Raw genomic sequence first — 21,291 nt, forward strand, 5'->3', positions numbered from 1 at the left:
GCCGTTCACTCTCGCAGCACCTGCGCGAGAGGGTGCAACATTCTCGCCGTTTCAGCCGGCTCGTTTCGCCGGACTGTGGTAGAGGCCGGCGAACATCTGCGCCATGGCCTCCTCGCTCGGCTCCTCGGGAGCCTGCAGACCTACCGCACGGCTGACCAGCTGGTGGCTGCGCGGCACCTGCAGGTCATCCGGAATGCGCGGCCCGTCCGTCACATAGGCTACCGGCAGTTGCTGGCCTATAGCCAGACCCAAAACCTCGCCCAGGCTCGCGGCCTCATCCAGTTTCGTCAGTATGCAGCCTGCGAGGCCACAGCGCTTATAACTATGGTAGGCGGCCTTGAGCACTTGGCTCTGACTTGTTGCGGCCAGGACCAGATAATTCTTCGCCTTGATGCGTGCCGAGGCCAGGCTTTCCAGTTGCAGACGCAGCGCCGGGTCATTGCCCGGCAGGCCGGCGGTATCGACCAGCACCACGCGCTTCTTGGCCAGCGGCGCCAGCGCCTGTAGCAGGGACTGACCGGGGTCGATCTGGGTCACCGATACGCCAAGAATACGCCCCAGGGTCTTGAGCTGTTCCTGCGCGCCGATGCGGAAGCTGTCCATGCTCACCAGAGCGACCTGCTGCGCGCCGTACTTAAGCACGTAGCGCGCGGCCAGCTTGGCCAGGGTGGTGGTCTTGCCCATGCCGGCCGGCCCGACCAGGGCGATCACCCCGCCCTCTTCCAGCGGCTCGACCTTGGGCGTCTTGATCGCGTGCGCCAGGTGCGCCAGCAGCATGCGCCAGGCCTGGCGCGGCTCGGCGACACCGGCCACCTTGCCCAGCAGCGCCTGCGACAGTTCGGCGGACAGGCCCATGCGCTGCAGGCGCCGCCACAGATTGGCCTGCTGCGGACGGCGATTCTGCAACTGGCCCCAGGCGATGGAGCCCAGCTGCACTTCGATCAGTTCACGCAGACCGTGCAGCTCGAAGCGCATGGCGTCCAGCGCGCGTGGGTCGACCGCCGGGGCGGCAGGCGCTGCAGCCTCGACCGGACGCTGCGGCTTGACCGGCGTCGCCGGCAGTTCGGGGGCCAGCAGCGATTCGTTGGCGAACAGCTGGCGGTCCTTGCCGGCATCCTGCTCGGCACGGGTGGCCAGCTCGGCCTGGGCGCTGGCGATGCGCGCCTGGGTCTTGCGCAGCTCCGCTTCCAGCGCCGGGTTCGGACGCACCGGCGTCGGTGCCTGGTAATCCAGCGCAGCGGTCAGCTCGACGCCACCGGCGACACGGCGGTTGCCGATGATCGCGGCGTCGGCGCCCAATTCGTCACGCACCAGTTTCATGGCGGTCCGCATATCGGCGGCGAAGAAGCGTTTGACCTGCATGACCCTTTACCTCAGTTCTGGCCGACCGTAGCGACTATGGTGACCTGCTTGTTGTCCGGAATTTCCTGGTACGCCAGCACGTGCATGCTGGGTACCGCCAGCCGCGCGAAGCGCGACAGCATCGCCCGGACCGGTCCGGCCACCAGCAGAATCACCGGCTTGCCGAGCATTTCCTGGCGCTGCGCCGCTTCCACCAGGGAACGCTGCAGCTTCTCGGCCATGCCAGGTTCGAGGAGGATGCCATCCTCGCTGCCCTGACCGGCCTTCTGCAGGCTATTGAGCAATATCTGTTCCAACCTTGGTTCGAGGGTGATCACAGGCAGCTCCGGCTCTAGTCCCACGATGCTTTGCACGATGGCGCGGGCCAGCGAGACACGCACCGCGGCAACCATCGCGGCGGGATCTTGACTCTTTGGCGCGACGTTGGCGATCGCCTCGGCGATGGTGCGGATGTCGCGCACCGGCACCTGCTCCTGCAGCAGCGCCTGCAGCACCTTGAGCAGGGTCGACAGCGACACCAGCCCCGGCACCAGCTCTTCGGCAAGCTTGGGCGAGCTCTTGGCCAGCAACTGCATGAGCTGCTGCACTTCCTCGTGCCCCAGCAGCTCGTGGGCATGCTTGTGCAGGATCTGGTTGAGGTGGGTGGCAACCACGGTACTGGCATCGACCACGGTGTAACCGAGCGACTGTGCCTGGTCGCGCTGGCTGGGGTCGATCCATACCGCCTCCAGGCCGAACGCCGGATCCTTGGCGGCGATGCCGTTGAGCGGGCCGAATACCTGGCCCGGGTTGATCGCCAGCTCACGGTCCGGATAGACCTCGGCCTCGGCCACGCTCACGCCCATCAGGGTCAGACGGTAGGCATTGGGCGCCAGGTCGAGGTTGTCGCGGATATGCACCGAGGGCATGAGAAAGCCCATCTCCTGCGACAGCTTCTTGCGTACACCCTTGATCCGCGCCAGCAACTGCCCGCCCTGATTGCGGTCGACCAGCGGAATCAGGCGATAGCCCACTTCCAGACCGACCATGTCCACCGGGGTGACGTCGTCCCAACCCAGCTCCTTGACCTCCTGCGCCTTCTGCGCGGGGATCAGCTCCTGTTGACGCTGGACCTCCTTGATTTCGGCTTCCTTGGCCTTGCGATTCTTGTGGGCGATCCAGTAGGCCCCCGCAGCCGCCACCAGCCCGAGGCTGATGAAGGAAAAGTGCGGCATGCCCGGAACCAGGCCCATGGCGATGAGAATGGCAGCGGCCACGGCCAGCGCGCGCGGCGAGGCGAACATCTGCCGATTGACCTGAGCGCCCATGTCCTCGGATGTAGAGACGCGGGTCACCATCACCGCAGCGGCGGTGGACAGCAGCAGCGAGGGAATCTGCGCGACCAGGCCATCACCGATGGTCAGCAGGGTGTAGACCTTGCCGGCATCGGCGAATGCCAGCTGGTGCTGCAGCACACCGATGGCGATACCGCCGATGAGGTTGATGAACAGGATCAGCAGGCCGGCGATGGCATCGCCGCGCACGAATTTGCTGGCACCGTCCATCGAGCCGTAGAAATCGGCTTCCTGAGCCACTTCCGAACGACGCTTCTTGGCTTCGGCCTGATCGATCAGACCGGCGTTGAGGTCGGCGTCGATGGCCATCTGCTTGCCGGGCATGGCATCGAGGGTGAAGCGCGCGCTCACCTCGGAGATACGCCCGGCGCCCTTGGTGACCACCACGAAGTTGATGATCATGAGGATGGCGAACACCACGATACCGACCACGTAGTTGCCGCCGATCACCACCTCACCGAAGGCCTGGATCACCTGCCCCGCCGCGCCATGCCCCTCATGGCCGTTGAGCAGCACGACGCGGGTCGAGGCCACGTTCAGCGCCAGGCGCAGCAAGGTCGCCGCCAGCAGGATGGTGGGGAAGACGGCGAAGTCCAGCGGCCGCAGCGCGTAGATACTGACCAGCAGCACCACGATCGACAGCGCGATGCTGAAGGTGAACAGCACGTCGAGCAGGAACGCCGGGATGGGCAGCATGACCATGCCGAGCATGACCAGCAGCAGCAGGGGAATCCCCAGATTGCCGTGACGCAGGCCCGCCAGGTTGCTGCGGACATCACCGATTAACTGTGCGCGATCTACTGCCACGTCCCTACCCCAAGCCATTCAAACTTTTGACGCGAAAATGCGTTTCGAAGGGGTAATGGCAAGAAGTGTTCCAGAAAGGTGGCTGCAGGCAAAACGAAAGCCTATGGCGCAGGACTTGATGCTTTAGCCTGAAGCCTGAAGCCGTCGTTCTCATCCGTCGCGCCGCAAGTCCGGCGGAATCGGCAGATCCGGCAGCGGCCCGGGGCGCTTGCCCTTGCCGGCTCGGTACTGGCGCAGCTGGTAGACGTACGCCAGAACCTGGGCCACCGCCAGGTACAACCCGGCAGGAATTTCCTGGTCCAGTTCGGTGGAGTAGTACACCGCCCGCGCCAGCGCCGGAGACTCCAGCACCATCACCTGATGCTCCTGGGCGATCTCGCGGATCTTCAACGCCAGGAAGTCGCCGCCCTTGGCCAGCAGCACTGGCGCACTGCCCTTCTCCGGGTCGTACTTGAGCGCCACGGCGAAGTGCGTCGGGTTGGTGATCACCACGTCGGCCTGCGGCACCGCCTGCATCATGCGTCGCTCGGCCATCTCGCGCTGCAGCTGGCGAATGCGCCCCTTGACCTCGGGCTTGCCCTCGGTGTCCTTGTATTCGTCGCGCACTTCCTGCTTGGTCATCATCAGCTTCTGCTTGTGACTCCACAGCTGGAACGGCACATCCACGGCGGCGATCAGGATCAGCCCGCACGACAGCCAGAAAGCGCTCCAGCCGACCACCTTGAGGCTGTGCAGGATGGCCGGCTCGACCGGCTCGTTGGCGATCGCCAGCAGATCGTCCTGGTCCAGCGCCAGCACCACCAGCGCCACCGCCAGGATGACCAGGAACTTGGCCAGTGCCTTGACCAGCTCGACCAGGGCCTGAACCGAGAACATGCGCTTGAGCCCCGCCAGCGGGTTCATCCGGCTGGCCTTGGGCTGCAGCGCCTCGGCGGAAAACAGCCAGCCGCCCAGGGCAATGGGGCCGGCGATGGAGGCGATGAGTAAGGCGATCAGAAATGGCTGCGTCGCCAGCAATGCCTCCTTGCCCGAGGCCAGCAGGTACAGCGCCATGCTGCGTTCACTCATCAGCACGTCGCGTGGCAGGCTGAAATTGCCGCGCATGATGTCCATCAGCACGTTGCCCATGTAGGCGCCGAAGATGATCAGCGCCACGGTACCGGTGAGGGTCACCGCCAGGGTATTGAGCTCCTTGGAGCGAGCGATCTGGCCTTTCTTGCGCGACTCTTCAAGTCGCTTGCCTGTGGGTTCCTCGCTCTTGTCGGCGCCGCTCTCGCTTTCAGCCATGCTCGCCCCTCATCGCGTCAAGGCGAACTCGCCCAACTGCTGCAGGGCGTCGCTGGCCAGCGCCTGGAACAGGCTGCCGAAATCGGAGAGCCCCACCCAGAAGATCACCAGGCCCAGGGCCAGGGTCAGGGGGAAGCCGATGGAAAAGATGTTCAGCTGCGGCGCGGCCCGAGTCATCACGCCGAACGCCAGGTTGATCACCAGCAGCGCGGTGACCATGGGCAGGGTCAGCAACAGCCCGGCGCCGATTACCCAGCCCAGCTTGCCGGCCAGCGCCCAATAATGATTGACCATCAGTCCCTGCCCTGGCGGCAGGGTCAGGAAGCTCTCCGCGAGGATTTCCAGCACCACCAGATGACCGTTGATGGCGAGAAACAGCAGGGTCACCAGCATCAGCATGAACTGGCCGAGCACCGGCACCGACACGCCGTTGGTCGGGTCGACCATGGAGGCGAAGCCCAGGCCCATCTGCATGGCGATGATCTGCCCCGCAACGGCGAACAGGTGGAAGAACAGCTGCAGAATGAAACCGAACATGGCGCCGATCAGCACCTGCTCGAGGATCAGCATCAGGCTGCGCAGGCTCAGGGCATCGACCTGCGGCATCGGCGGCAGGGTCGGCACCAGCACCACGCTGATGGCCAGGGCCAGGTAGAGCCGCACCCGGGTCGGCACCAACTGGGTACCAATGATCGGCATCACCATCAGCATCGCCGCGATACGGAACAACGGCAGCAGGAACTGGGCGACCCAGCCGCTGATCTGCTCGTTGCTCAACTCCAGCATCGCGCCCTGCCCCTCAACCTATGAGGTACGGAATGTTCTGGATCAGGTTCTGGGTGTACTCCATCAGCTGGCTGACCAGCCAGGGGCCGGCCCAGATCAGGGTGATCAGCATCACCATCAGACGCGGCAGGAAGCTCAGGGTCTGTTCGTTGATCTGCGTGGCCGCCTGGAACATGGCCACGATCAGGCCCACCACCAGGCTCGGCACCACGGCCAGGCCGACGATCAGCACGATCAGCCAGAGCGCTTCGCGAAACAGGTCAACCGCCACCTCGGGAGTCATGGTGAGCCTCGCTATAACGTGCCGAAACTGGCGGCCAGGGTGCCCATGATCAGCGCCCAGCCATCGACCAGGACGAACAGCATGATCTTGAACGGCAGGGAAATGATCAGCGGCGACAGCATCATCATGCCCATCGCCATGAGGATACTGGCGACCACCATATCGATGATCAGGAACGGGATGAAGATCATGAAGCCGATCTGGAACGCGGTCTTCAGCTCGGACGTGACGAAGGCCGGCACCAGGATGGTCAGCGGCACATCTTCGACACTCGCCAGGTCGGTACGCTTGGACAGTCTTACGAACAGGGCGAGGTCGCTCTCGCGGGTCTGTGCCAGCATGAAATCGCGGATCGGCCCCTCAGCGCGGGTCAGCGCCTCCTGGGCGATGATCTCCTCGTTGAGGTAGGGCTGCAGGGCATCGGTGTTAATCCGGTCGAAAATCGGCGCCATGATGAACAGCGTCAGAAACAGCGCCAGGCCCACAAGCATCTGGTTCGATGGCGTCTGCTGCAGGCCCAGGGCCTGGCGCAGGATGGAAAAGACGATGATGATCCGGGTGAAGCTGGTCATCAGCATGACGAACGCCGGAATGAAACTCAGCGCCGTCATGATCAGCAGGATCTGCAGGCTGACCGAGTATTCCTGCTGGCCGTCGGCGTCCGTCGACAGGGTGATGGCCGGGATCGACAGCGGGCTGTTGCCCTGCTGAATCAGCGAGCTGGCGCCAGGCGGGTCTTCGGCGAATGCCAGTGAAGCAGCCAGGCTCAGTACCAGCACCAGCAACAAGCGCAGCATCAGGATTTGTCCTTCTGATCCTTGCCCAGCAGCTCCATCAGACGCTGGGCGAATTCCGGTGTGGCGGGCTCGGCGTCGGCCAGGTGCACCGGCTCCTTGAGCACATGCAGGGGCGTGATGCGCCCGGCGGAAAGGCCCAGCAGTATCTGCTCGCTACCCACCTGCACCAGCACCAGGCGATCACGCGGACCCAGCGGCTGCGTGGCCAGCAACTTGATCACCTGGCCGCCACGTGGCGCCAGTTGCTGCACGCGGCGCAGCAGCCAAGCGAGCAGGAAGATCAGGCCGATGACCAGCAGCAGGCCCAGCAGCAACTGCCCCAGCTGGCCGGCCACGTCGCTGCCGGCCATGGGCGTGGCGGCCTTGCCCGCAGGCTCGGCGGCCAGCGCTAACCCTGGCAGCGCACACAATAACGCGAGGAGTCGAGCCATGATCAGCGCAGCTTCTTGATGCGTTCGCTGGGGCTGATCACGTCGGTCAGGCGAATGCCGAACTTCTCGTTGACCACCACCACTTCGCCATGGGCGATCAGCGTACCGTTGACCAGCACGTCGAGCGGCTCACCGGCCAGGCGATCCAGTTCGATCACCGACCCCTGGTTGAGCTGCAGCAGGTTACGAATGGTGATGTCGGTATTGCCCACCTCCATGGAAATGGACACCGGAATGTCCAGGATCACGTCCAGATTGGGTCCTTCCAGGCTGGTCGGCAGGTTGCTGGGCGGCGGCACACTGCCGAACTCCTCCATCGGCGCACGCGGCGCCGATGGCTGGGCAGGTGCCTGTCCGGCCAGCATCGCATCGATATCGTCCTGCCCCGCATCGCCCGCCTCGGCCAGCGCTGCGGCCCACTCGTCGGCCAGCGCCTGTTCCTCTGGGGAAGTGTTTTCTTCGTCTGCCATCGTCTTTCCTCGCCTGGCTTCAGCTATTCGTTTGCATCGGGCCCGCTGCCCCTGCGCAGTTCCAGCGCCTCAGCGCTGGCGTTCGATTGGTTCCAGCACCTGCAGGGCCAGATTGCCCTTGTGTGCGCCCAGCTTGACCTTGAAGGTCGGTACGCCATTGGCACGCATGATCACGTTCTCCGGCAGTTCCACCGGGATCACGTCGCCCGGCTGCATGTGCAGGATGTCGCGCAGCTTCAGCTGACGACGTGCCACGGTGGCGGCCAGCGGTACGCTGACATCGAGAATGTCTTCGCGCAGCGCCTTGATCCAGCGCTCGTCCTGATCGTCGACATCGGACTGGAAGCCGGCGTCGAGCATCTCGCGGATCGGCTCGATCATCGAGTACGGCATGGTGATGTGCAGGTCGCCGCCACCGCCGTCCAGTTCGATATGGAAGGTGGATACCACCACTACCTCGCTGGGGCTGACGATGTTGGCCAGGGCCGGGTTGACCTCGGAGTTGACGTACTCGAAGTTGATGTCCATGACCGCGTGCCAGGCCTCGCGCAGGTCGATGAACGCCTGGTCGAGCACCATGCGCACCACGCGCAGCTCTGTGGGGGTGAACTCGCGACCCTCGATCTTGGCGTGACGACCGTCGCCGCCGAAGAAGTTGTCCACCAGCTTGAACACCAGCTTGGCGTCGAGGATGAACAGCCCGGTGCCGCGCAGCGGCTTCATCTTCACCAGGTTGAGGCTGGTGGGCACGTAGAGCGAATGCACGTATTCGCCGAACTTCATCACCTGCACGCCGCCGACGGCGACGTCGGCCGAGCGGCGCAGCAGGTTGAACATGCTGATGCGGGTGTAACGGGCGAAACGCTCGTTGATCATCTCCAGGGTCGGCATGCGCCCACGGACGATACGATCCTGACTGGTCAGGTCATACTGCTTGACGCTACCCGGCTCCGCGGCGTCCTCGGTTTCCACCAGGCCGTCGTCGACGCCATGCAACAGCGCATCGATCTCGTCCTGGGAAAGCAGGTCTTGCACGGCCATCTTCGGCTCCCGCTACTGCAACACGAAATTGGTGAACAGCACCTGCTCGACCACGGTACTGCCGGTTTCCTTCTGCGCCAGCTCCTGCACGCTGGCCAGCGCCTGCTGCAGGAGCATGTCCTTGCCCAGTGGCGTTTGCAGCGCGGCGAAGTCCTGGCCGGACAGCAGCATCACCAGACGATTGCGCAGCACCGGCATGTGCACCTTGAGCTTTTCCATCCCGGCGGCATCACGGCTCATCAGGGCCATGCTGACCTGCAGATAGCGGGTGCGGTTCTGATGATTGAAATTGACCACGAAGGCCGGCATCAGGTCCTGGTAAATGGCTGGCTGACGCACCGGGGCAGCTGCCACGGCCTCTGCCGGCTTGGCCTCCTCGTGCTTGTCGCCCTTGCTGAGAATGAACCAGGTACCGCCAACGGACAGGCCGACAGCCAGAAGCAGACCCACCACGATGAGGATGATGAGTTTGAGCTTGCTCTTGCCGGCGGGTTGTCCGTCGGCAGCCGGTGCCGCTTCTTTCTTAGCCATGCCAATAATCCGTCAGTGCCTGGGTTCTTTTCCGCATTCAAGGGGTTAAGAGCAAGTGTTATGCCAGCATATGAGCAGGCTTGTCTAACTCTGGGCTGCGGATTTAACAGCGCCCGCTGCTCGCTGTCACCCAAAATGCATTCGCCCGAGCACCTTTCGGCGGCCCGGGCGAATGAAAGTCTAGCGGAGGATGCCGAGCGTCGGGCATTGCCTCGGGACTGGAAGCGTTCTTCAGGCGTAGTAGTCGACCAGACCACGGCCGGCGGTCAAGCGCTCGCTGCGCACCTCCTGCTGGGCACCGGGTTGCAGCTCTTCGCCAGCGAGCAGACCATCACGCGAGGCGGAGCCACCGCGGCCGCCTTCGCCCTGCCCCTGCCAGCCGCGGTTCAGCGACTGGTCGGAAACGTTGGCATCGGCCAGGTTCATGCCCTGCTGGGCGAACAGCTCACGCAGGCGGTGCATCTGTCCCTCCAGCGCCTCACGCACCCCGGCGTTGGGGCTGGCGAAGGTCACCTGCGCCTGATCCTGGGACAGGTTCACGCGTACCTCGAGGCGCCCCAGCTCAGCCGGGTCGAGCTGGATTTCAGCCGACTTGAGGTTCTGGCTGGACAGCCACATGACGCGATCGACCACCGCCTCGCTCCAGCCGCCCTGCTGCATCGCCACCGGCTGCCCCGGTACCAGCGGCAGGCGCTGCGCGGCGCCAGCCTGATGATTGAGCGCCTGGGTCAGCGCATTGAGCTTGCTGACGAACTGATCCGGACGGTTGGGCTGAACGCTCTCCCTGAGGCTCTCCAGGGCATCCTTGGCCAGGCTTTCCGGCGGCAGGTCCAGCATCTGCTCTTCGCTGCTTTCGCTGGATTGCTCGCCCTTGCCCATCGCCGCCATGGCCGCGGCAAAGTCGGTACTGGTGGCGACCCTGGTACTTTTGCTCGCAGCATCCTGCGGGGCCTGGGCCTTGCTTGCCTCTTCCACTGGTTGCTTGAGCAGCGCCAGCGGGTCGAGCGCGTCCTCCTCCAGCACCGGCTCGGCACTCTCGGCGGCGCCGACGCTGGTACCGGTAATCAGCAGCGCTGGCATGTCCGGCGCTTCCTCGGCTACCGGGGCCTCCTCCGGCTGAACCTGGATGCCACCCAGCGCCATCGCCAGCAGCGGGTCGAGCGCCTCTTCAGCCTCCTCCTGCGTCGGCAAGGAATTGCCGGGGGCGGCAACCGCAGGCTGCTCGGCGGCAGTCGCAGCGGCATCGGACTCTGCCGTGGCGGGCGCGGGCTTCTGCTCCTGGCTGGTTCTGTCGGTACTGCCAGCACGCTCGCCAGGCTTGGCCTGACGCTCCTTGGCATATACCTCGGCAAAGCTGGAAGCACCGTTCTTGCTGGGTTCCGGCGCTTTGGCCGGCTGCTTCGCTTTGCTCTTTGCCTCAGGCGTGGCCTGCAGGCGTAGGTCGGGCAACGCGGACATGGACGCTCTCCGTCTGATGGGTCGTGACGGTACCAGAGCAAAGGGCGGGCCAACTCGTGAAAGCTCAGACGCGGTAGCGCTGGCGCTCGGACTTGAACAGGATGCGCACGATGGCGAACTCGCGCTCGATCTGCTCGATCAGCGCCGGGGCCAGTTCCAGCGCCTCGCGCCGCCCGGCATCCTCCAGCTCCTTGCACAGACCGGCCAGCAGCACGGCGCCCATGTTGCTGCAACTGCCCTTGAAGCTGTGCGCAGCCAGCCGCAGGCCCTGCGCGTCGCCCTCGGCGCGGGCCTGATGCAACAGGCGCAAACGCTCTTCCGAGTCGGCGACGAAGGTATCGAGCAGAATGGGGTATTCGTCTTCCATGACGTCCTGCAAGGCCGCCAGGACGGCATCGTCGAGATGGATATCGGACACCGGGTCACTCCCTGAACTTCAAGGCCCGGATTATGCCTCAGCGGACCAGCAAAACTCCACGCTGACGCCCCGTCCGTCGGGGCCGCAAGCAAAACCGTCACTCAGCTCACGCACCAGCGCAAGCCCGCGCCCGCAGAGCGCGCCCTCCCTCGTCGCCATGAGCCTGGCGGGGTCGAAACCCGGCCCGCTATCCTCCACCCGCACGATCAGCCGACCGCCATTGTCCTCGGGCAGCATCTGCAGATGAAAACGTACGTAGCCGTCACGCAGGGCTCCCAGGCGCAGGCGCCGTTCCCGGTAGTATTCGGCGAAGCCGCTGGCGTCCTGCTTGAGCGAGGAATCCAGCCCCATCACTCCGTGTTCCAGTGCATTGGAATACAGCTCGGCGAGCACCGTATACAGCTCGCCGCCACGTGGGCGCAGGGCCTGCACGTCCAGCAGCAGCTGCAGCAGGTACGGCAAGGGGTTGAAATGGCGCAGGCTCAGCGCGCGAAACTCGAAGCTGGCCGACCAGTCCATCAGGCTGCTCTGGCCACTATCGGCGAAGGCCAGCGGCCGCGGACGCTCGTCGTCCTCGGCGAGCCCGACCTGGAGCATGCTGACGTCGTCCTGCTGCTCCCCGCGGAATGCCACCAGCGCCTGCTGGATTTCCTCGAACAAGGCCTGCGGCTGGCGATTGGCATCGAGCAGCCCGAGCAGGCGCGCCTCGCCGAACAGCTGCCCTTGCCGATCACTGGCTTCGAGGACGCCGTCACTGAGCAGGAAGATGCGATCCCCCGGCGCCAGCGGATAGACCTCGCAGCGATCGCTGAATGCCGCGGGTTCGAGGATGCCGAGAGGCAGATGGCGTGACACCAGGGGCTGGCGCGGACGGCCATCGGCATGCAGCAGGTAGCCATCCGGCAGCCCGCCATTCCACACCTCCAGCAGACCGCGCTTGCTGCTGATGTTGAGCAGGGTGGCGCAGCAGAACACCCCGACCGGCAGGATGCGCTTGAGCTTGGCATTGATCTCGCGAAGGATCTCGGCCAGTGCATGCCCCTTGGCCGTCATGCCATAAAACACCTCGGCCAGCGGCATGGCGCCGATGGCCGCAGGCAGGCCATGGCCAGTGAAGTCGCCGAGCATCACGTGCATGCCGCCAGAGGGCTTGTAGGCCGCCAGCAGCAGATCGCCGTTGAACAACGCATAGGGCGACTGCATGTAGCGGATGTTCGGCGCGTCCAGGCAGCCGGAATGCGCCACCTTGTCGAATACCGCCTTGGCCACGCGCTGCTCGCGCAGCAGGTGTTCGTTGTGCCGGGCGATCAGGTCGCGCTGCTGCAGCACGGTGTCATGCAGACGGCGCAGACGATCCATCGCGCCGATCTTGGCCTCGAGTATCACCCGGTTGTAGGGCTTGGCGAGAAAGTCGTCACCACCGGCTCCCAGACACCGTACCAGCGCCTCGCCCTCGGTGAGCGAGGTAAGGAAGATGATCGGCACCAGCGCCTCGCCGGCCTGCTCCTTGATCCGTCGCGCCGCCTCGAAGCCATCCATCACCGGCATCAGCGCATCCATAAGGACCAGGTGCGGGCGCTCCTGCTCGAACAGGGCGACCGCCTCCAGGCCATTGCTGGCGGTCAGCACACGATGGCCCTGGCGGCTGACGATGGTGGACAACAGCATGCGGTCAGCCGCATTGTCCTCGGCAATCAGGATCGCAAGACGATCGGGCATCAGCTGATCTGAAACAGCTGCTCGAAATTGGAAATCGCAAGGATCTTGCGCACGTCGCTGCTGCAGTTGAGCAGACGAATCTGCGCCGAATCGCCGCCGGCGTGATCACGCAACAGCAGCAACATGCCCAGCGCCGAGCTATCCAGATAGCTGGTGTCGCGCAGGTCGACCTGATAGCGCTTGGGCGTCACATTGACGCGCTCGTAGGCGTCACGAAACTCCTGATGGGAGGCGAAGTCGAAGCGTCCTCTGATCACGATGGTCAGCTCTTGCCCGTCTGCCGACGGCTGCGAGGTGATGGCCATGTCTACTCCTTTGTCGAGACTTTGCCAGATAGGGCAGTTCACGTCTGAAGGTGTAGCACCTGCCAGGCGCCGAAACAACTTTCAGATTTGTATGAAAAAGTCGCCGAGCGGCGCTGATCAGGGTTCGCCGCGGTCGATCAGGCGCTGCGCCAGTTCATCGAGCAGTTTCTGCTCGCGCCTGTCCTCGGCCAGCCGGGCTTCGTCGATATAGCGCTGCACCAGCTTGCGCAGGCCTTCGAGGCGCGCATAGCGCTGCTGCCACACGGCACGTACCTTCTCCAGGTTGGCACGATGCCACTCCAGGCTTTGCTGCTGCTGGCCGACCGCCGTCTCGAGTTGTGACAGGAAGCGCTGATAATTCATCAGCCACTGGCCGGAAACCCCCTTGCTGCCCTCGCTGATCCACTGCTGCTGGTAATCGCCGCGAAAGCGCTCCAGTTCACCCAGCTTGGCCTCGGCCTGGCCGACCAGCCCCTGGCAGTGCCCGAGCTGACGCGCCGCCTCGCGCTCGGCCTTCTGCGCCATCTCGACCACCGGTTGCAGGCGCCGGGCACGACTCAGGCTCATGGCGCCGCGGCCTCAATGACGTCGAAACAATAGCGAGCGCGCTTCATCATTGCCCCAGCACGGCGGCCAGCTGTTCTCGACTCAGGGGCAGCCCCACGCTCTCCTCCAGCCCCTGGCGCAGGTACTGGGCCATGATCGGCTGACGGGCGATGGCCAGGTCGGTGTCCGCATCGCCCCCCGCAACGTAGGCGCCGACGCTGATCAGATCGCGGCTCTGCTGGTAGCGCGACCACAGCTGCTTGAAGCGCTGCGCCTGCTTGAGCTGCTCCGGCGGCACCACCTGCGGCATGACCCGGCTGATCGACGACTCGATATCGATCGCCGGATAGTGCCCCTCCTCCGCCAGGCGCCGGGACAGGACGAAGTGGCCATCGAGCACGCCGCGCGCGGCATCGGCGATGGGGTCCTGCTGGTCGTCGCCCTCGCTCAGCACGGTGTAGAACGCGGTGATGGAACCGCCGCCAGCCTCGGCATTACCGGCACGCTCGACCAGCCTGGGCAACTTGGCGAACACCGAAGGCGGATAGCCCTTGGTGGCCGGCGGCTCACCGATGGCCAGGGCGATTTCACGCTGCGCCTGGGCGTAGCGCGTCAGCGAGTCCATCAGCAGCAGGACGTTCTTGCCCTTGTCGCGGAAATATTCGGCGATACGCGTGCAGTACTGCGCGGCACGCAGCCGCATCAGCGGCGCATCGTCGGCCGGCGAGGCCACGACGACCGAGCGCTTGAGCCCCTCTTCGCCGAGAATCTCGTCGATGAACTCCTTGACCTCGCGCCCGCGCTCACCGATCAGCCCGACGACGATGATCTCGGCCTCGGTAAAGCGCGTCATCATGCCCAGCAACACCGACTTGCCGACACCGGTACCGGCGAACAGGCCCAGGCGCTGACCGCGCCCGACGGTGAGCAAACCGTTGATCGAACGAATGCCGACGTCCAGCGGCTGGCTGATGGGATCGCGGTTGAGCGGGTTGATGGTCGGGCCATCCACCGGTACCCAGTCCTCGGCCTTCATACCGCCCTTGCCGTCCAGCGCACGGCCGGCGCCGTCGAGAACCCGGCCGAGCATCGACATACCCATGGGCAGACGCCCGGCATCGGGCAGCGGTACCACGCGCGCGCCCGGGGCAACGCCGGCCAGGCTGCCCACCGGCATCAGGTAGATCTTGCCGCCGGAAAATCCCATCACCTCGGCCTCGACCTGAACCGGATGATAGCTGTCGTCGTTGATCACCAGGCAGCGACTGCCGATGGCCGCGCGCAGGCCTTCGGCCTCCAGGGTAAGGCCGACCATGCGCAGCAGACGGCCTTCGAGTATGGGCTGGCTGGGCAGGCTGATCGCTTCGCTGTAGCCCTCCAGACGCCGGGCGAAGCTCACGCGATCAAGGCGCATCGCCGCCATCCAGATCCAGGTGGATGTCCGCCTCCGGCGGCTGGGTACTCTGCGCGCGCTGCTGCTCGAACAGCTGCTTGAGCGCCTGCGCCATGCGCGTCTCGACACTGGCGTCGATCTGGCTGTGTTCCGACTCGATGCGGCAGCCGCCGGGCAGCAGGCTGTCGTCCTCGAGGATGCGCCAGCTTTCCTCATGGCGCTCGCGCAGCGCCTTGATCGTCTCGAAATCCTGCGGGTTGACCTGGATGCGCACGTTGTCGGCGCCCATGGGCAACAGTTTGAGCGCCTCGCGCAGCACCTGACGAATCTGGCTGGAATCGATGCTCAGCTCGCGCTGGATCACCTCACGCACCATATGGCTGACCAGGCGAACCAGGGCCACCTCCATCTGCTGATCCTGCTCGGCAATCGGATCGAGCAGCTGCACCATGAGGCGTTCCAGGCTGCCGATCTTGAGCGCCAGCGCGGCATCGGCCTCCTGCTTGGCCTTGAGCTGGCCAGCATGAAAACCGTCCTTCTCGCCAGTGGCGAAACCTTCGTTGTAGGCGTCCTGGCGAATCGCCTCGAGCTCATCGAGCGTCAGCGGCTTGACGTCCTCGATGGCCACCTCCTCCACCTGCCCGGCTTCCTCGGCCTCGGCAGCCACAGGAGCAGGCGGCGTCTCGTCGCTCGCGCTCTCGGCCTCGTTCGGCTCCTCACCCGGCGCGTCGAAGCTGGGCAGTGCCCAGCGGTCGAAAGTGCCCAGGTCCTTGGCGCGAATCAGCTCGCTCTCGGGCTCCTTGGCTGCCATCAGGGTCTGTTCCCGTTTCGACGCGAGCCGCGTTGCTGCGCCAAATGGCGCCAGGCAAGGCGCGGGACGCAGGGAATGGTTGCCCCCTTGCCAAGTCCCGCAACACCGCATGGCGCCATTTGCCGCGCAACCCGAAGGGCCGGGCCGGTTTTTGCGCGCTGCTGCGTTATTCGTCGTTCATTTGGAATGACCAAACTTCTCTCCTCATGCCTTGCCCCGCGCAAAAACTGGCTCCGGCGCGGCCGTGGCGAAACGGGAATAGACCCTGCTAAACCATTTCCTCGCCGCCCTTGCCGCCGAGCACGATCTCGCCGGCCTCGGCCATGCGCCGGGCGATGGTGAGAATTTCCTTCTGCGCCGCTTCCACATCGCTGACACGCACCGGACCCTTGGCCTCCAGATCGTCGCGCAACAGCTCGGCAGCACGCTTGGACATGTTCTTGAACACCTTGTCCTTGATCGCATCGTCGGCGCCCTTGAGCGCCAGCACCAGCACCTCGGAGGAGACTTCGCGCATCAGCGCCTGGATACCGCGGTCGTCCACATCGGCCAGGTTGTCGAAGACGAACATCAGGTCCTCGATCTGCGTCGACAGGTCTTCGTCCACTTCGCGGATCGAGTCCATCAGCTGGCCTTCCACCGAGCTGTCGAGGAAGTTCATGATGTCCGCCGCACGCTTGACGCCGCCCATGGTGGCGCGCGTGGTGTTGGCGCTGCCGGAGAACTGCTTCTCGAGGATCTGGTTGAGTTCCTTGAGCGCAGAGGGCTGCACGGTGTTGAGCGAGGACACCCGCAGGATGATGTCCAGGCGCACCTTGTGATCGAAATGGCTGAGTACCTCGCCGGCCTGGTCCGGGTCGAGATAGGCGACGACGATGGCCTGAATCTGCGGGTGTTCGTAGCGAATCACATCGGCAACGGCGCGCGGCTCCATCCACTTCAGGCTGTCCAGACCACTGGTACTGCCACCCAGGAGGATGCGGTCGATCAGGTTGCCGGCCTTGTCCTCACCCAGGGCCTGGGTGAGCATCTTGCGAATGTAGCCGTCGGCGCCCACGCCAAGGCTGGTCTGGTCGCCGACGATGTCGACGAACTCGGCCATCACCTGCTCGACCTGCTCGCGATGAATGTTGCGCATGCCGGCCATGGCGACACCGACGCGCTGCACTTCCTTGGGCCCGAGGTGACGCAGCACCTGCGCGGCATCGGTCTCGCCCAGCGAGAGCAGGAGAATCGCGGCCTTGTCGACCTTGGTCAGCTTGGTAGCGGTACGATTGTCACTCATCGGCGTTGATCCACTCTTTGACGACCTGGGCTACGCGGCCAGGATCTTCGGCCACCAGGCTCTTGATGGCGTTCAGTTGTGCATCATACCCCTCACTGGGGCTCGGCAGCAGTATGCTCTGCGGCCCACCGAGGCTGACGCGGTCGTCGGACAGCTCGCCATCCAGGCCGGCCATCTCGCCGAGCTCCACATCGCCGGAACCGGCCAGTTCCTTGCCCTTGCCGCCACCGGTGATGTTGTTGAGCACCGGACGCAGCACGCCGAATACCAGCACCAGGATGAACAGCACGCCGAGCACCTGCTTGACGATGTCCCAGAACCAGGGCTGGGTGTAGAACGGAATATCGGGAATTTCCTCACCCAGCGAGGCGGTGAAGGTGGTGTTGATCACGCTGACGCTATCGCCACGGCTGGCATCGAAGCCCACCGAGTCCTGCACCAGGCGAGTGAAGCGCGCCAGGTCATCGGCCGTCCACGGCACTCGGGTAGTCTCGCCGGTGGCCGGATCGACACGCATCTGGTCGTCCACCACCACCGCCACCGACAGGCGACGCAGGCGCCCCTGCTGCTGACGGGTGTAGCTGATGGAGCGGTCCAGCTCGAAGTTGCGGGTGGACTGCTCGCGCTTGTCCGCCGGGTACGGCGCCAGCATTGGCTGGCCGGTAACCGGGTCCGTGATTTGCTGGCCGTTGGCGTCGACCAGCGGCTGCCCCGGCGCCACCGGACCAGCCGGCGCAGCGGCACCGGCGGCCTGCTGCGGAGCGGCAGCCGGACCAGGCGGCTGATTGGACAGCGCACCCGGTACGCCCTGCGGCGGCAGGCTGCTCTGGCGCTGTTCGTTGACCTGCTGCTCGCTGCGCAGCGCCGGCTGATCCGGGTTGAACATCTCGGAGGTGGACTCCACCGAGCTGAAGTCCACATCAGCCGAGACTTCCGCCTTGTAGCGGCCGGTGCCCAGCACCGGCTGCAGGATGTTGTGCACGCGCTGGGTGAACAGGGTTTCCATGCGGCGGGTGTAGTCGAACTGCTTGCCAGCCATGGTCAGCTCGGAGAGCTCCTGCTGATCGGAAAGCAGATTGCCCTTCTGATCGACCACGGTAACCTGGCTCTTGTCCAGCTCGGGCACGCTGGTCGCCACCAGATTGACGATGGCCATGACCTGACTCGGCTCCAGCGCACGCCCCGGATAGAGTTCGACCAGAACCGAGGCCGACGGCTTGCGCTCGTCACGCACGAAGACCGAAGCCTTGGGCATGGCCAGGTGAACGCGAGCCGCCTTGACGTTATTGAGGCTGGAAACGGTACGCGCCAGTTCACCTTCGAGGCCGCGGCGGTAACGGGTCGCCTCCATGAACTGGCTGGTGCCGAGCCCCTGTTCGCGGTCGAGGATCTCGAAACCGACGCTGTTGTCGGTCGGTGCCACACCGGCAGCGGCCAGGCGCATGCGCGCCCGCGCCAGATCGTCGGCCTTGACCAGCAGTGCGCCGGAGTTGGGTTCGATGGTGTAGTCGATACCCGAAGCGGTCAGGGTTTCGACCACCTGGGTCGCATCCATACCGTTGAGGCTGCCGTAGAGCGGACGATAATCCGGCTGCTGCGACCAGAGCACCACGGCAAAACCGATGGCCACGCTGGCCGCCAGACCGACCAGCAGGCCGAGCTGACGCAGCACCGACATCTCGGCGAGGTTTTCCAGGAAGCTAAGACCCAGCAGGGGCTTCTTCGGCTCGCCCGCTTCGGCCTTGGCCGGTACGTTTGCTACTGCTGCTTCAGCCATGAATCAACCCTCAGACCGGCATCTGCATGATGTCTTGATACGCCTGGACCAGCTTGTTACGCACCTGGGTCATGGCTTGGAAGGATACGCTGGCTTTCTGCGAGGCGATCATCACGTCGGTCAGATCGACCCCGCTCTGCCCCATCTCGAAGGCAGTGGCGAGCTTGCTGGCAGCCTGCTGGGTCTCGCTGACCTTGTTCACCGCCTGGCCGAGCATTTCCGAGAAGCTCGGCGCCCCCGGCACTGGCTCGCTGACAGCCGGCTTCTGCCGGGCCATGGCCTCGGCCTGCATGGCTCGCATTTCCAGCATCAAGCGATTGAATTCGACACCCTGGCTCATGACTTCCTCCACTGCCCGCTTTTTGACGCTAGCGGCGCTATGCAGGGGTATTAGCAACAAGGGTGCCAAAAGAGCGGCTACAGGCGGCTTATGGGAATCAGACCGAGGACAAGCAGATAAAGGGGATAACGACCGTCATCCCCGCGAAGGCGGGGACCCAGCAGCAAGAGACGAATCACCAATAATCACCGGCCAGAGATCCTGCCAATGCGGGTTTCGCTCCTCGATCAGACGCAGCTTCCAGGCACGATTCCATTTCTTGATCGCCTTCTCCCGGGCTATCGCGTCACTCATACTTCCATGCTGCTCGTACCACACCAGCAACTTCACGCCATAGCGGCGCGTAAAGCCCTCAAGCGATCCCTCTCTATGCTGCCAGATACGCTGCAGCAAATCCGCGGTAACTCCGACGTAGAGCGTGCCATTACGCTGGCTGGCCATAATGTAAACGGCTGGTTGTTTGATGCTGCAGTCCTTTGCAGATTGTGCCCTGCGTGAGCAAGGAAACCTATTCAACGGTCGATTCAAGCCCGAACGACAAATAATCGCTCAATAAGCCAGGACAACCTGAGCGCCGCCGCTGGTTCCCCGCCTTCGCGGGGATGACGGTGATAGAAAACCCGAGGCTACTCCCGCGAACGCGGGGATTCCACCCTATCAGCCGCAGGTCCTACTTACCCAGGTCGGCAAACTAACTGGCGTAGAGATACGCCTCGACATCCATGCCGGCATCACGCATCTGCGCCAGCTTGTAGCGCAGGGTGCGCGGGCTGATGCCCAGGCGCTCGGCGGCCTCCTTGCGGCGACCACGCTCGGCGCGCAGGGTGTCGATGATCACCTGAAACTCGCGACGGCGAAGATCCTCGCCCAGCGCACCGGCATCGACCGCACCCGGCGACTCCAGCGGTTGCGCCATTGGCGGCGCAACGCTCGGTACCACGGCCAGGCGCGGTGCCGCACCTTGCACCGATTGGCCGACAGGCGCATGCAGGCACAGGTCCTGCGCCTGAATCACTCCGCCCTGCTGCAGAATCAATGCGCGCTGGATGGCGTTATCCAGCTCGCGCACGTTACCCGGCCACTGATGCTGTACCAGGCTCTGCGCAGCCGACTCGGACAAACGCACCGGCGCCTGATTCATTTTTTTGACGTGCTTGGCCAGCAGTCGCTCAGCCAGCGGCAGGATGTCGGCAGGTCGTTCGCGCAGCGGCCGCCAGGCCAGCGGGAAAACCGACAGACGATAGTAGAGGTCCTCGCGGAAACGTCCGGCCGCCACTTCGCTGGCCAGGTCACGGTTGCTGGTGGCCAGCACGCGGATGTCCAGGTTGATCGGCTTGCGCGCCCCTACGCGCTCCACCTCGCGCTCCTGCAGCACACGCAGCAGCTTGGCCTGCAGGCCCAGCGGCATTTCGGAAATCTCGTCGAGCAAAATAGTGCCGCCATCGGCCAGCTCGAACTTGCCCGGCTGCGCGGTGACCGCACCGGTGAAGGCACCCTTCTCATGACCGAACAAGGTGGCCTCGAGCATGTTGTCGGGAATCGCCGCGCAGTTGATGGCGATGAAAGGCCCCGAGGCACGTGGCGACTGCTGGTGGATGTAGCGCGCCAACACCTCCTTGCCGGTACCGGACTCACCGGTGATCATCACCGTCGAATCGCTCTGCGCCACGCGCGACGCCAACTCCAGCAGTTGTACGCTGGCCGGCTCGAGCGCTACCGGACCGTCACGATCCCCCGTTGTCAGCTTGCCAAGGGCATGCCTGGCCACCAGTTCCAGCAGCGTGCGCGGCTCGAACGGCTTGACCAGATAATCGGCCGCCCCCTGGCGAATGGCATCCACCGCCCTTTCCACCGCGCCGAAGGCCGTCATCAGCAGCACCGGCAATTGCGGGTAACGGCTGCGAATCTGCGCCAGCAGCTGGTGCCCGTCCATGCCCGGCATGTTGACGTCACTGACCACCAGCCCGAACGGCTCTTCGGTCAAGGCAAGCAATGCCGCCTCGGCACAATCGACCGCCCGATAATCATGCCCCCCCAGGCACAGGGTATCGGCCAGGGCTTCGCGCAGCGCGCGATCGTCTTCGACCAGCAGGACTTTGGTAGCCATGGA

The 21,291-nt window shown here is 64.6% G+C and carries 22 protein-coding genes; all 22 read right to left on the reverse strand.

The window, feature by feature from the left end; genetic code table 11:
• Positions 1 to 51 precede the first annotated feature (51 nt).
• Positions 52 to 1,362 (reverse strand): flagellar biosynthesis GTPase FlhF, encoded by a 1,311-nt coding sequence (gene flhF / locus BLS61_RS16260; protein ID WP_090432557.1) that lies wholly within the window; start codon positions 1,360 to 1,362, stop codon positions 52 to 54.
• An 11-nt stretch (positions 1,363 to 1,373) separates the two neighbouring features.
• Positions 1,374 to 3,521, reverse strand: coding sequence for a flagellar biosynthesis protein FlhA (gene flhA, locus BLS61_RS16265; RefSeq protein WP_090432559.1), 2,148 nt, complete (start codon positions 3,519 to 3,521; stop codon positions 1,374 to 1,376).
• A gap of 132 nt (positions 3,522 to 3,653) precedes the next feature.
• A complete protein-coding gene (flhB, locus tag BLS61_RS16270) occupies positions 3,654 to 4,790 on the reverse strand; it encodes a flagellar biosynthesis protein FlhB (RefSeq protein ID WP_090432562.1) in 1,137 nt (378 codons plus the stop codon).
• 9 nt (positions 4,791 to 4,799) lie between these two features.
• Complete coding sequence (fliR, locus tag BLS61_RS16275; RefSeq protein WP_090432564.1) at positions 4,800 to 5,576, reverse strand: flagellar biosynthetic protein FliR; 777 nt, start codon at positions 5,574 to 5,576, stop codon at positions 4,800 to 4,802.
• Positions 5,577 to 5,589: 13 nt separating this feature from the next.
• On the reverse strand, positions 5,590 to 5,859 hold the full coding sequence (gene fliQ, locus BLS61_RS16280) for a flagellar biosynthesis protein FliQ (protein WP_090432566.1): 270 nt from the start codon (positions 5,857 to 5,859) through the stop codon (positions 5,590 to 5,592).
• An 11-nt stretch (positions 5,860 to 5,870) separates the two neighbouring features.
• Positions 5,871 to 6,656, reverse strand: a complete 786-nt coding sequence (gene fliP / locus BLS61_RS16285; protein WP_090432568.1) for a flagellar type III secretion system pore protein FliP — start codon at positions 6,654 to 6,656, stop codon at positions 5,871 to 5,873.
• On the reverse strand, positions 6,656 to 7,087 hold the full coding sequence (gene fliO, locus BLS61_RS16290; RefSeq protein ID WP_090432570.1) for a flagellar biosynthetic protein FliO: 432 nt from the start codon (positions 7,085 to 7,087) through the stop codon (positions 6,656 to 6,658). Before fliO ends, fliP begins: the two co-directional genes overlap by 1 nt.
• Positions 7,088 to 7,089: 2 nt before the next feature.
• Positions 7,090 to 7,557: a flagellar motor switch protein FliN gene (gene fliN / locus BLS61_RS16295; RefSeq protein ID WP_090432572.1), complete on the reverse strand. Its 468-nt coding sequence runs from the start codon at positions 7,555 to 7,557 to the stop codon at positions 7,090 to 7,092.
• 69 nt (positions 7,558 to 7,626) lie between these two features.
• Entirely contained in the window at positions 7,627 to 8,598 is a 972-nt protein-coding gene (fliM, locus tag BLS61_RS16300) for a flagellar motor switch protein FliM (protein WP_090432574.1), read from the reverse strand.
• A 12-nt stretch (positions 8,599 to 8,610) separates the two neighbouring features.
• The gene (gene fliL / locus BLS61_RS16305) at positions 8,611 to 9,129 is read right to left on the reverse strand and encodes a flagellar basal body-associated protein FliL (protein ID WP_090432576.1); all 519 of its coding nucleotides are present in this window, start codon (positions 9,127 to 9,129) and stop codon (positions 8,611 to 8,613) included.
• Positions 9,130 to 9,360: 231 nt separating this feature from the next.
• Positions 9,361 to 10,587 carry a flagellar hook-length control protein FliK gene (locus BLS61_RS16310; RefSeq protein ID WP_090432579.1) on the reverse strand — a complete coding sequence of 409 codons (1,227 nt, stop codon included), beginning with the start codon at positions 10,585 to 10,587 and terminating at the stop codon, positions 9,361 to 9,363.
• Between the two features lie 64 nt (positions 10,588 to 10,651).
• Complete coding sequence (locus tag BLS61_RS16315; RefSeq protein ID WP_090432581.1) at positions 10,652 to 11,005, reverse strand: Hpt domain-containing protein; 354 nt, start codon at positions 11,003 to 11,005, stop codon at positions 10,652 to 10,654.
• Positions 11,006 to 11,035: 30 nt separating this feature from the next.
• Positions 11,036 to 12,724 (reverse strand): fused response regulator/phosphatase, encoded by a 1,689-nt coding sequence (locus BLS61_RS16320; protein WP_090432583.1) that lies wholly within the window; start codon positions 12,722 to 12,724, stop codon positions 11,036 to 11,038.
• Positions 12,724 to 13,029, reverse strand: coding sequence for an STAS domain-containing protein (locus BLS61_RS16325; protein WP_013714984.1), 306 nt, complete (start codon positions 13,027 to 13,029; stop codon positions 12,724 to 12,726). The genes BLS61_RS16320 and BLS61_RS16325 overlap by 1 nt, the downstream gene beginning before the upstream one ends.
• 117 nt (positions 13,030 to 13,146) lie before the next feature.
• Positions 13,147 to 13,596: a flagellar export protein FliJ gene (gene fliJ, locus BLS61_RS16330; RefSeq protein ID WP_090432585.1), complete on the reverse strand. Its 450-nt coding sequence runs from the start codon at positions 13,594 to 13,596 to the stop codon at positions 13,147 to 13,149.
• Positions 13,597 to 13,642: 46 nt separating this feature from the next.
• Entirely contained in the window at positions 13,643 to 14,989 is a 1,347-nt protein-coding gene (fliI, locus tag BLS61_RS16335) for a flagellar protein export ATPase FliI (RefSeq protein ID WP_090432587.1), read from the reverse strand.
• Positions 14,979 to 15,779 carry a flagellar assembly protein FliH gene (gene fliH, locus BLS61_RS16340; RefSeq protein WP_090432589.1) on the reverse strand — a complete coding sequence of 267 codons (801 nt, stop codon included), beginning with the start codon at positions 15,777 to 15,779 and terminating at the stop codon, positions 14,979 to 14,981. The genes fliI and fliH overlap by 11 nt, the downstream gene beginning before the upstream one ends.
• A 268-nt stretch (positions 15,780 to 16,047) precedes the next feature.
• Positions 16,048 to 17,064: a flagellar motor switch protein FliG gene (gene fliG, locus BLS61_RS16345; protein WP_090432591.1), complete on the reverse strand. Its 1,017-nt coding sequence runs from the start codon at positions 17,062 to 17,064 to the stop codon at positions 16,048 to 16,050.
• Positions 17,057 to 18,841, reverse strand: coding sequence for a flagellar basal-body MS-ring/collar protein FliF (gene fliF, locus BLS61_RS16350; RefSeq protein ID WP_090432593.1), 1,785 nt, complete (start codon positions 18,839 to 18,841; stop codon positions 17,057 to 17,059). The genes fliG and fliF overlap by 8 nt, the downstream gene beginning before the upstream one ends.
• 10 nt (positions 18,842 to 18,851) lie before the next feature.
• Entirely contained in the window at positions 18,852 to 19,181 is a 330-nt protein-coding gene (fliE, locus tag BLS61_RS16355; protein WP_090432595.1) for a flagellar hook-basal body complex protein FliE, read from the reverse strand.
• 135 nt (positions 19,182 to 19,316) lie between these two features.
• Positions 19,317 to 19,622, reverse strand: coding sequence for a GIY-YIG nuclease family protein (locus BLS61_RS16360; RefSeq protein ID WP_090432597.1), 306 nt, complete (start codon positions 19,620 to 19,622; stop codon positions 19,317 to 19,319).
• 250 nt (positions 19,623 to 19,872) lie between these two features.
• Positions 19,873 to 21,288, reverse strand: coding sequence for a sigma-54-dependent response regulator transcription factor FleR (gene fleR, locus BLS61_RS16365; protein WP_090432600.1), 1,416 nt, complete (start codon positions 21,286 to 21,288; stop codon positions 19,873 to 19,875).
• Between the last annotated feature and the right edge of the window lie 3 nt (positions 21,289 to 21,291).

It is taken from the genome of Ectopseudomonas guguanensis (genome assembly GCF_900104265.1).
GTDB lineage: Bacteria > Pseudomonadota > Gammaproteobacteria > Pseudomonadales > Pseudomonadaceae > Aquipseudomonas > Aquipseudomonas guguanensis.

Bases quoted from the DNA above. Each gene is read 5' to 3' on its own strand.
- flhF (WP_090432557.1), bottom strand. From the start codon at position 1,362: ATGCAGGTCAAACGCTTCTTCGCCGCCGATATGCGGACCGCCATGAAA.
- flhA (WP_090432559.1), bottom strand. From the start codon at position 3,521: ATGGCTTGGGGTAGGGACGTGGCAGTAGATCGCGCACAGTTAATCGGT.
- flhB (WP_090432562.1), bottom strand. From the start codon at position 4,790: ATGGCTGAAAGCGAGAGCGGCGCCGACAAGAGCGAGGAACCCACAGGC.
- fliR (WP_090432564.1), bottom strand. From the start codon at position 5,576: ATGCTGGAGTTGAGCAACGAGCAGATCAGCGGCTGGGTCGCCCAGTTC.
- fliQ (WP_090432566.1), bottom strand. From the start codon at position 5,859: ATGACTCCCGAGGTGGCGGTTGACCTGTTTCGCGAAGCGCTCTGGCTG.
- fliP (WP_090432568.1), bottom strand. From the start codon at position 6,656: ATGCTGCGCTTGTTGCTGGTGCTGGTACTGAGCCTGGCTGCTTCACTG.
- fliO (WP_090432570.1), bottom strand. From the start codon at position 7,087: ATGGCTCGACTCCTCGCGTTATTGTGTGCGCTGCCAGGGTTAGCGCTG.
- fliN (WP_090432572.1), bottom strand. From the start codon at position 7,557: ATGGCAGACGAAGAAAACACTTCCCCAGAGGAACAGGCGCTGGCCGAC.
- fliM (WP_090432574.1), bottom strand. From the start codon at position 8,598: ATGGCCGTGCAAGACCTGCTTTCCCAGGACGAGATCGATGCGCTGTTG.
- fliL (WP_090432576.1), bottom strand. From the start codon at position 9,129: ATGGCTAAGAAAGAAGCGGCACCGGCTGCCGACGGACAACCCGCCGGC.
- BLS61_RS16310 (WP_090432579.1), bottom strand. From the start codon at position 10,587: ATGTCCGCGTTGCCCGACCTACGCCTGCAGGCCACGCCTGAGGCAAAG.
- BLS61_RS16320 (WP_090432583.1), bottom strand. From the start codon at position 12,724: ATGCCCGATCGTCTTGCGATCCTGATTGCCGAGGACAATGCGGCTGAC.
- BLS61_RS16325 (WP_013714984.1), bottom strand. From the start codon at position 13,029: ATGGCCATCACCTCGCAGCCGTCGGCAGACGGGCAAGAGCTGACCATC.
- fliJ (WP_090432585.1), bottom strand. From the start codon at position 13,596: ATGAGCCTGAGTCGTGCCCGGCGCCTGCAACCGGTGGTCGAGATGGCG.
- fliI (WP_090432587.1), bottom strand. From the start codon at position 14,989: ATGCGCCTTGATCGCGTGAGCTTCGCCCGGCGTCTGGAGGGCTACAGC.
- fliH (WP_090432589.1), bottom strand. From the start codon at position 15,779: ATGGCAGCCAAGGAGCCCGAGAGCGAGCTGATTCGCGCCAAGGACCTG.
- fliG (WP_090432591.1), bottom strand. From the start codon at position 17,064: ATGAGTGACAATCGTACCGCTACCAAGCTGACCAAGGTCGACAAGGCC.
- fliF (WP_090432593.1), bottom strand. From the start codon at position 18,841: ATGGCTGAAGCAGCAGTAGCAAACGTACCGGCCAAGGCCGAAGCGGGC.
- fliE (WP_090432595.1), bottom strand. From the start codon at position 19,181: ATGAGCCAGGGTGTCGAATTCAATCGCTTGATGCTGGAAATGCGAGCC.
- BLS61_RS16360 (WP_090432597.1), bottom strand. From the start codon at position 19,622: ATGGCCAGCCAGCGTAATGGCACGCTCTACGTCGGAGTTACCGCGGAT.
- fleR (WP_090432600.1), bottom strand. From the start codon at position 21,288: ATGGCTACCAAAGTCCTGCTGGTCGAAGACGATCGCGCGCTGCGCGAA.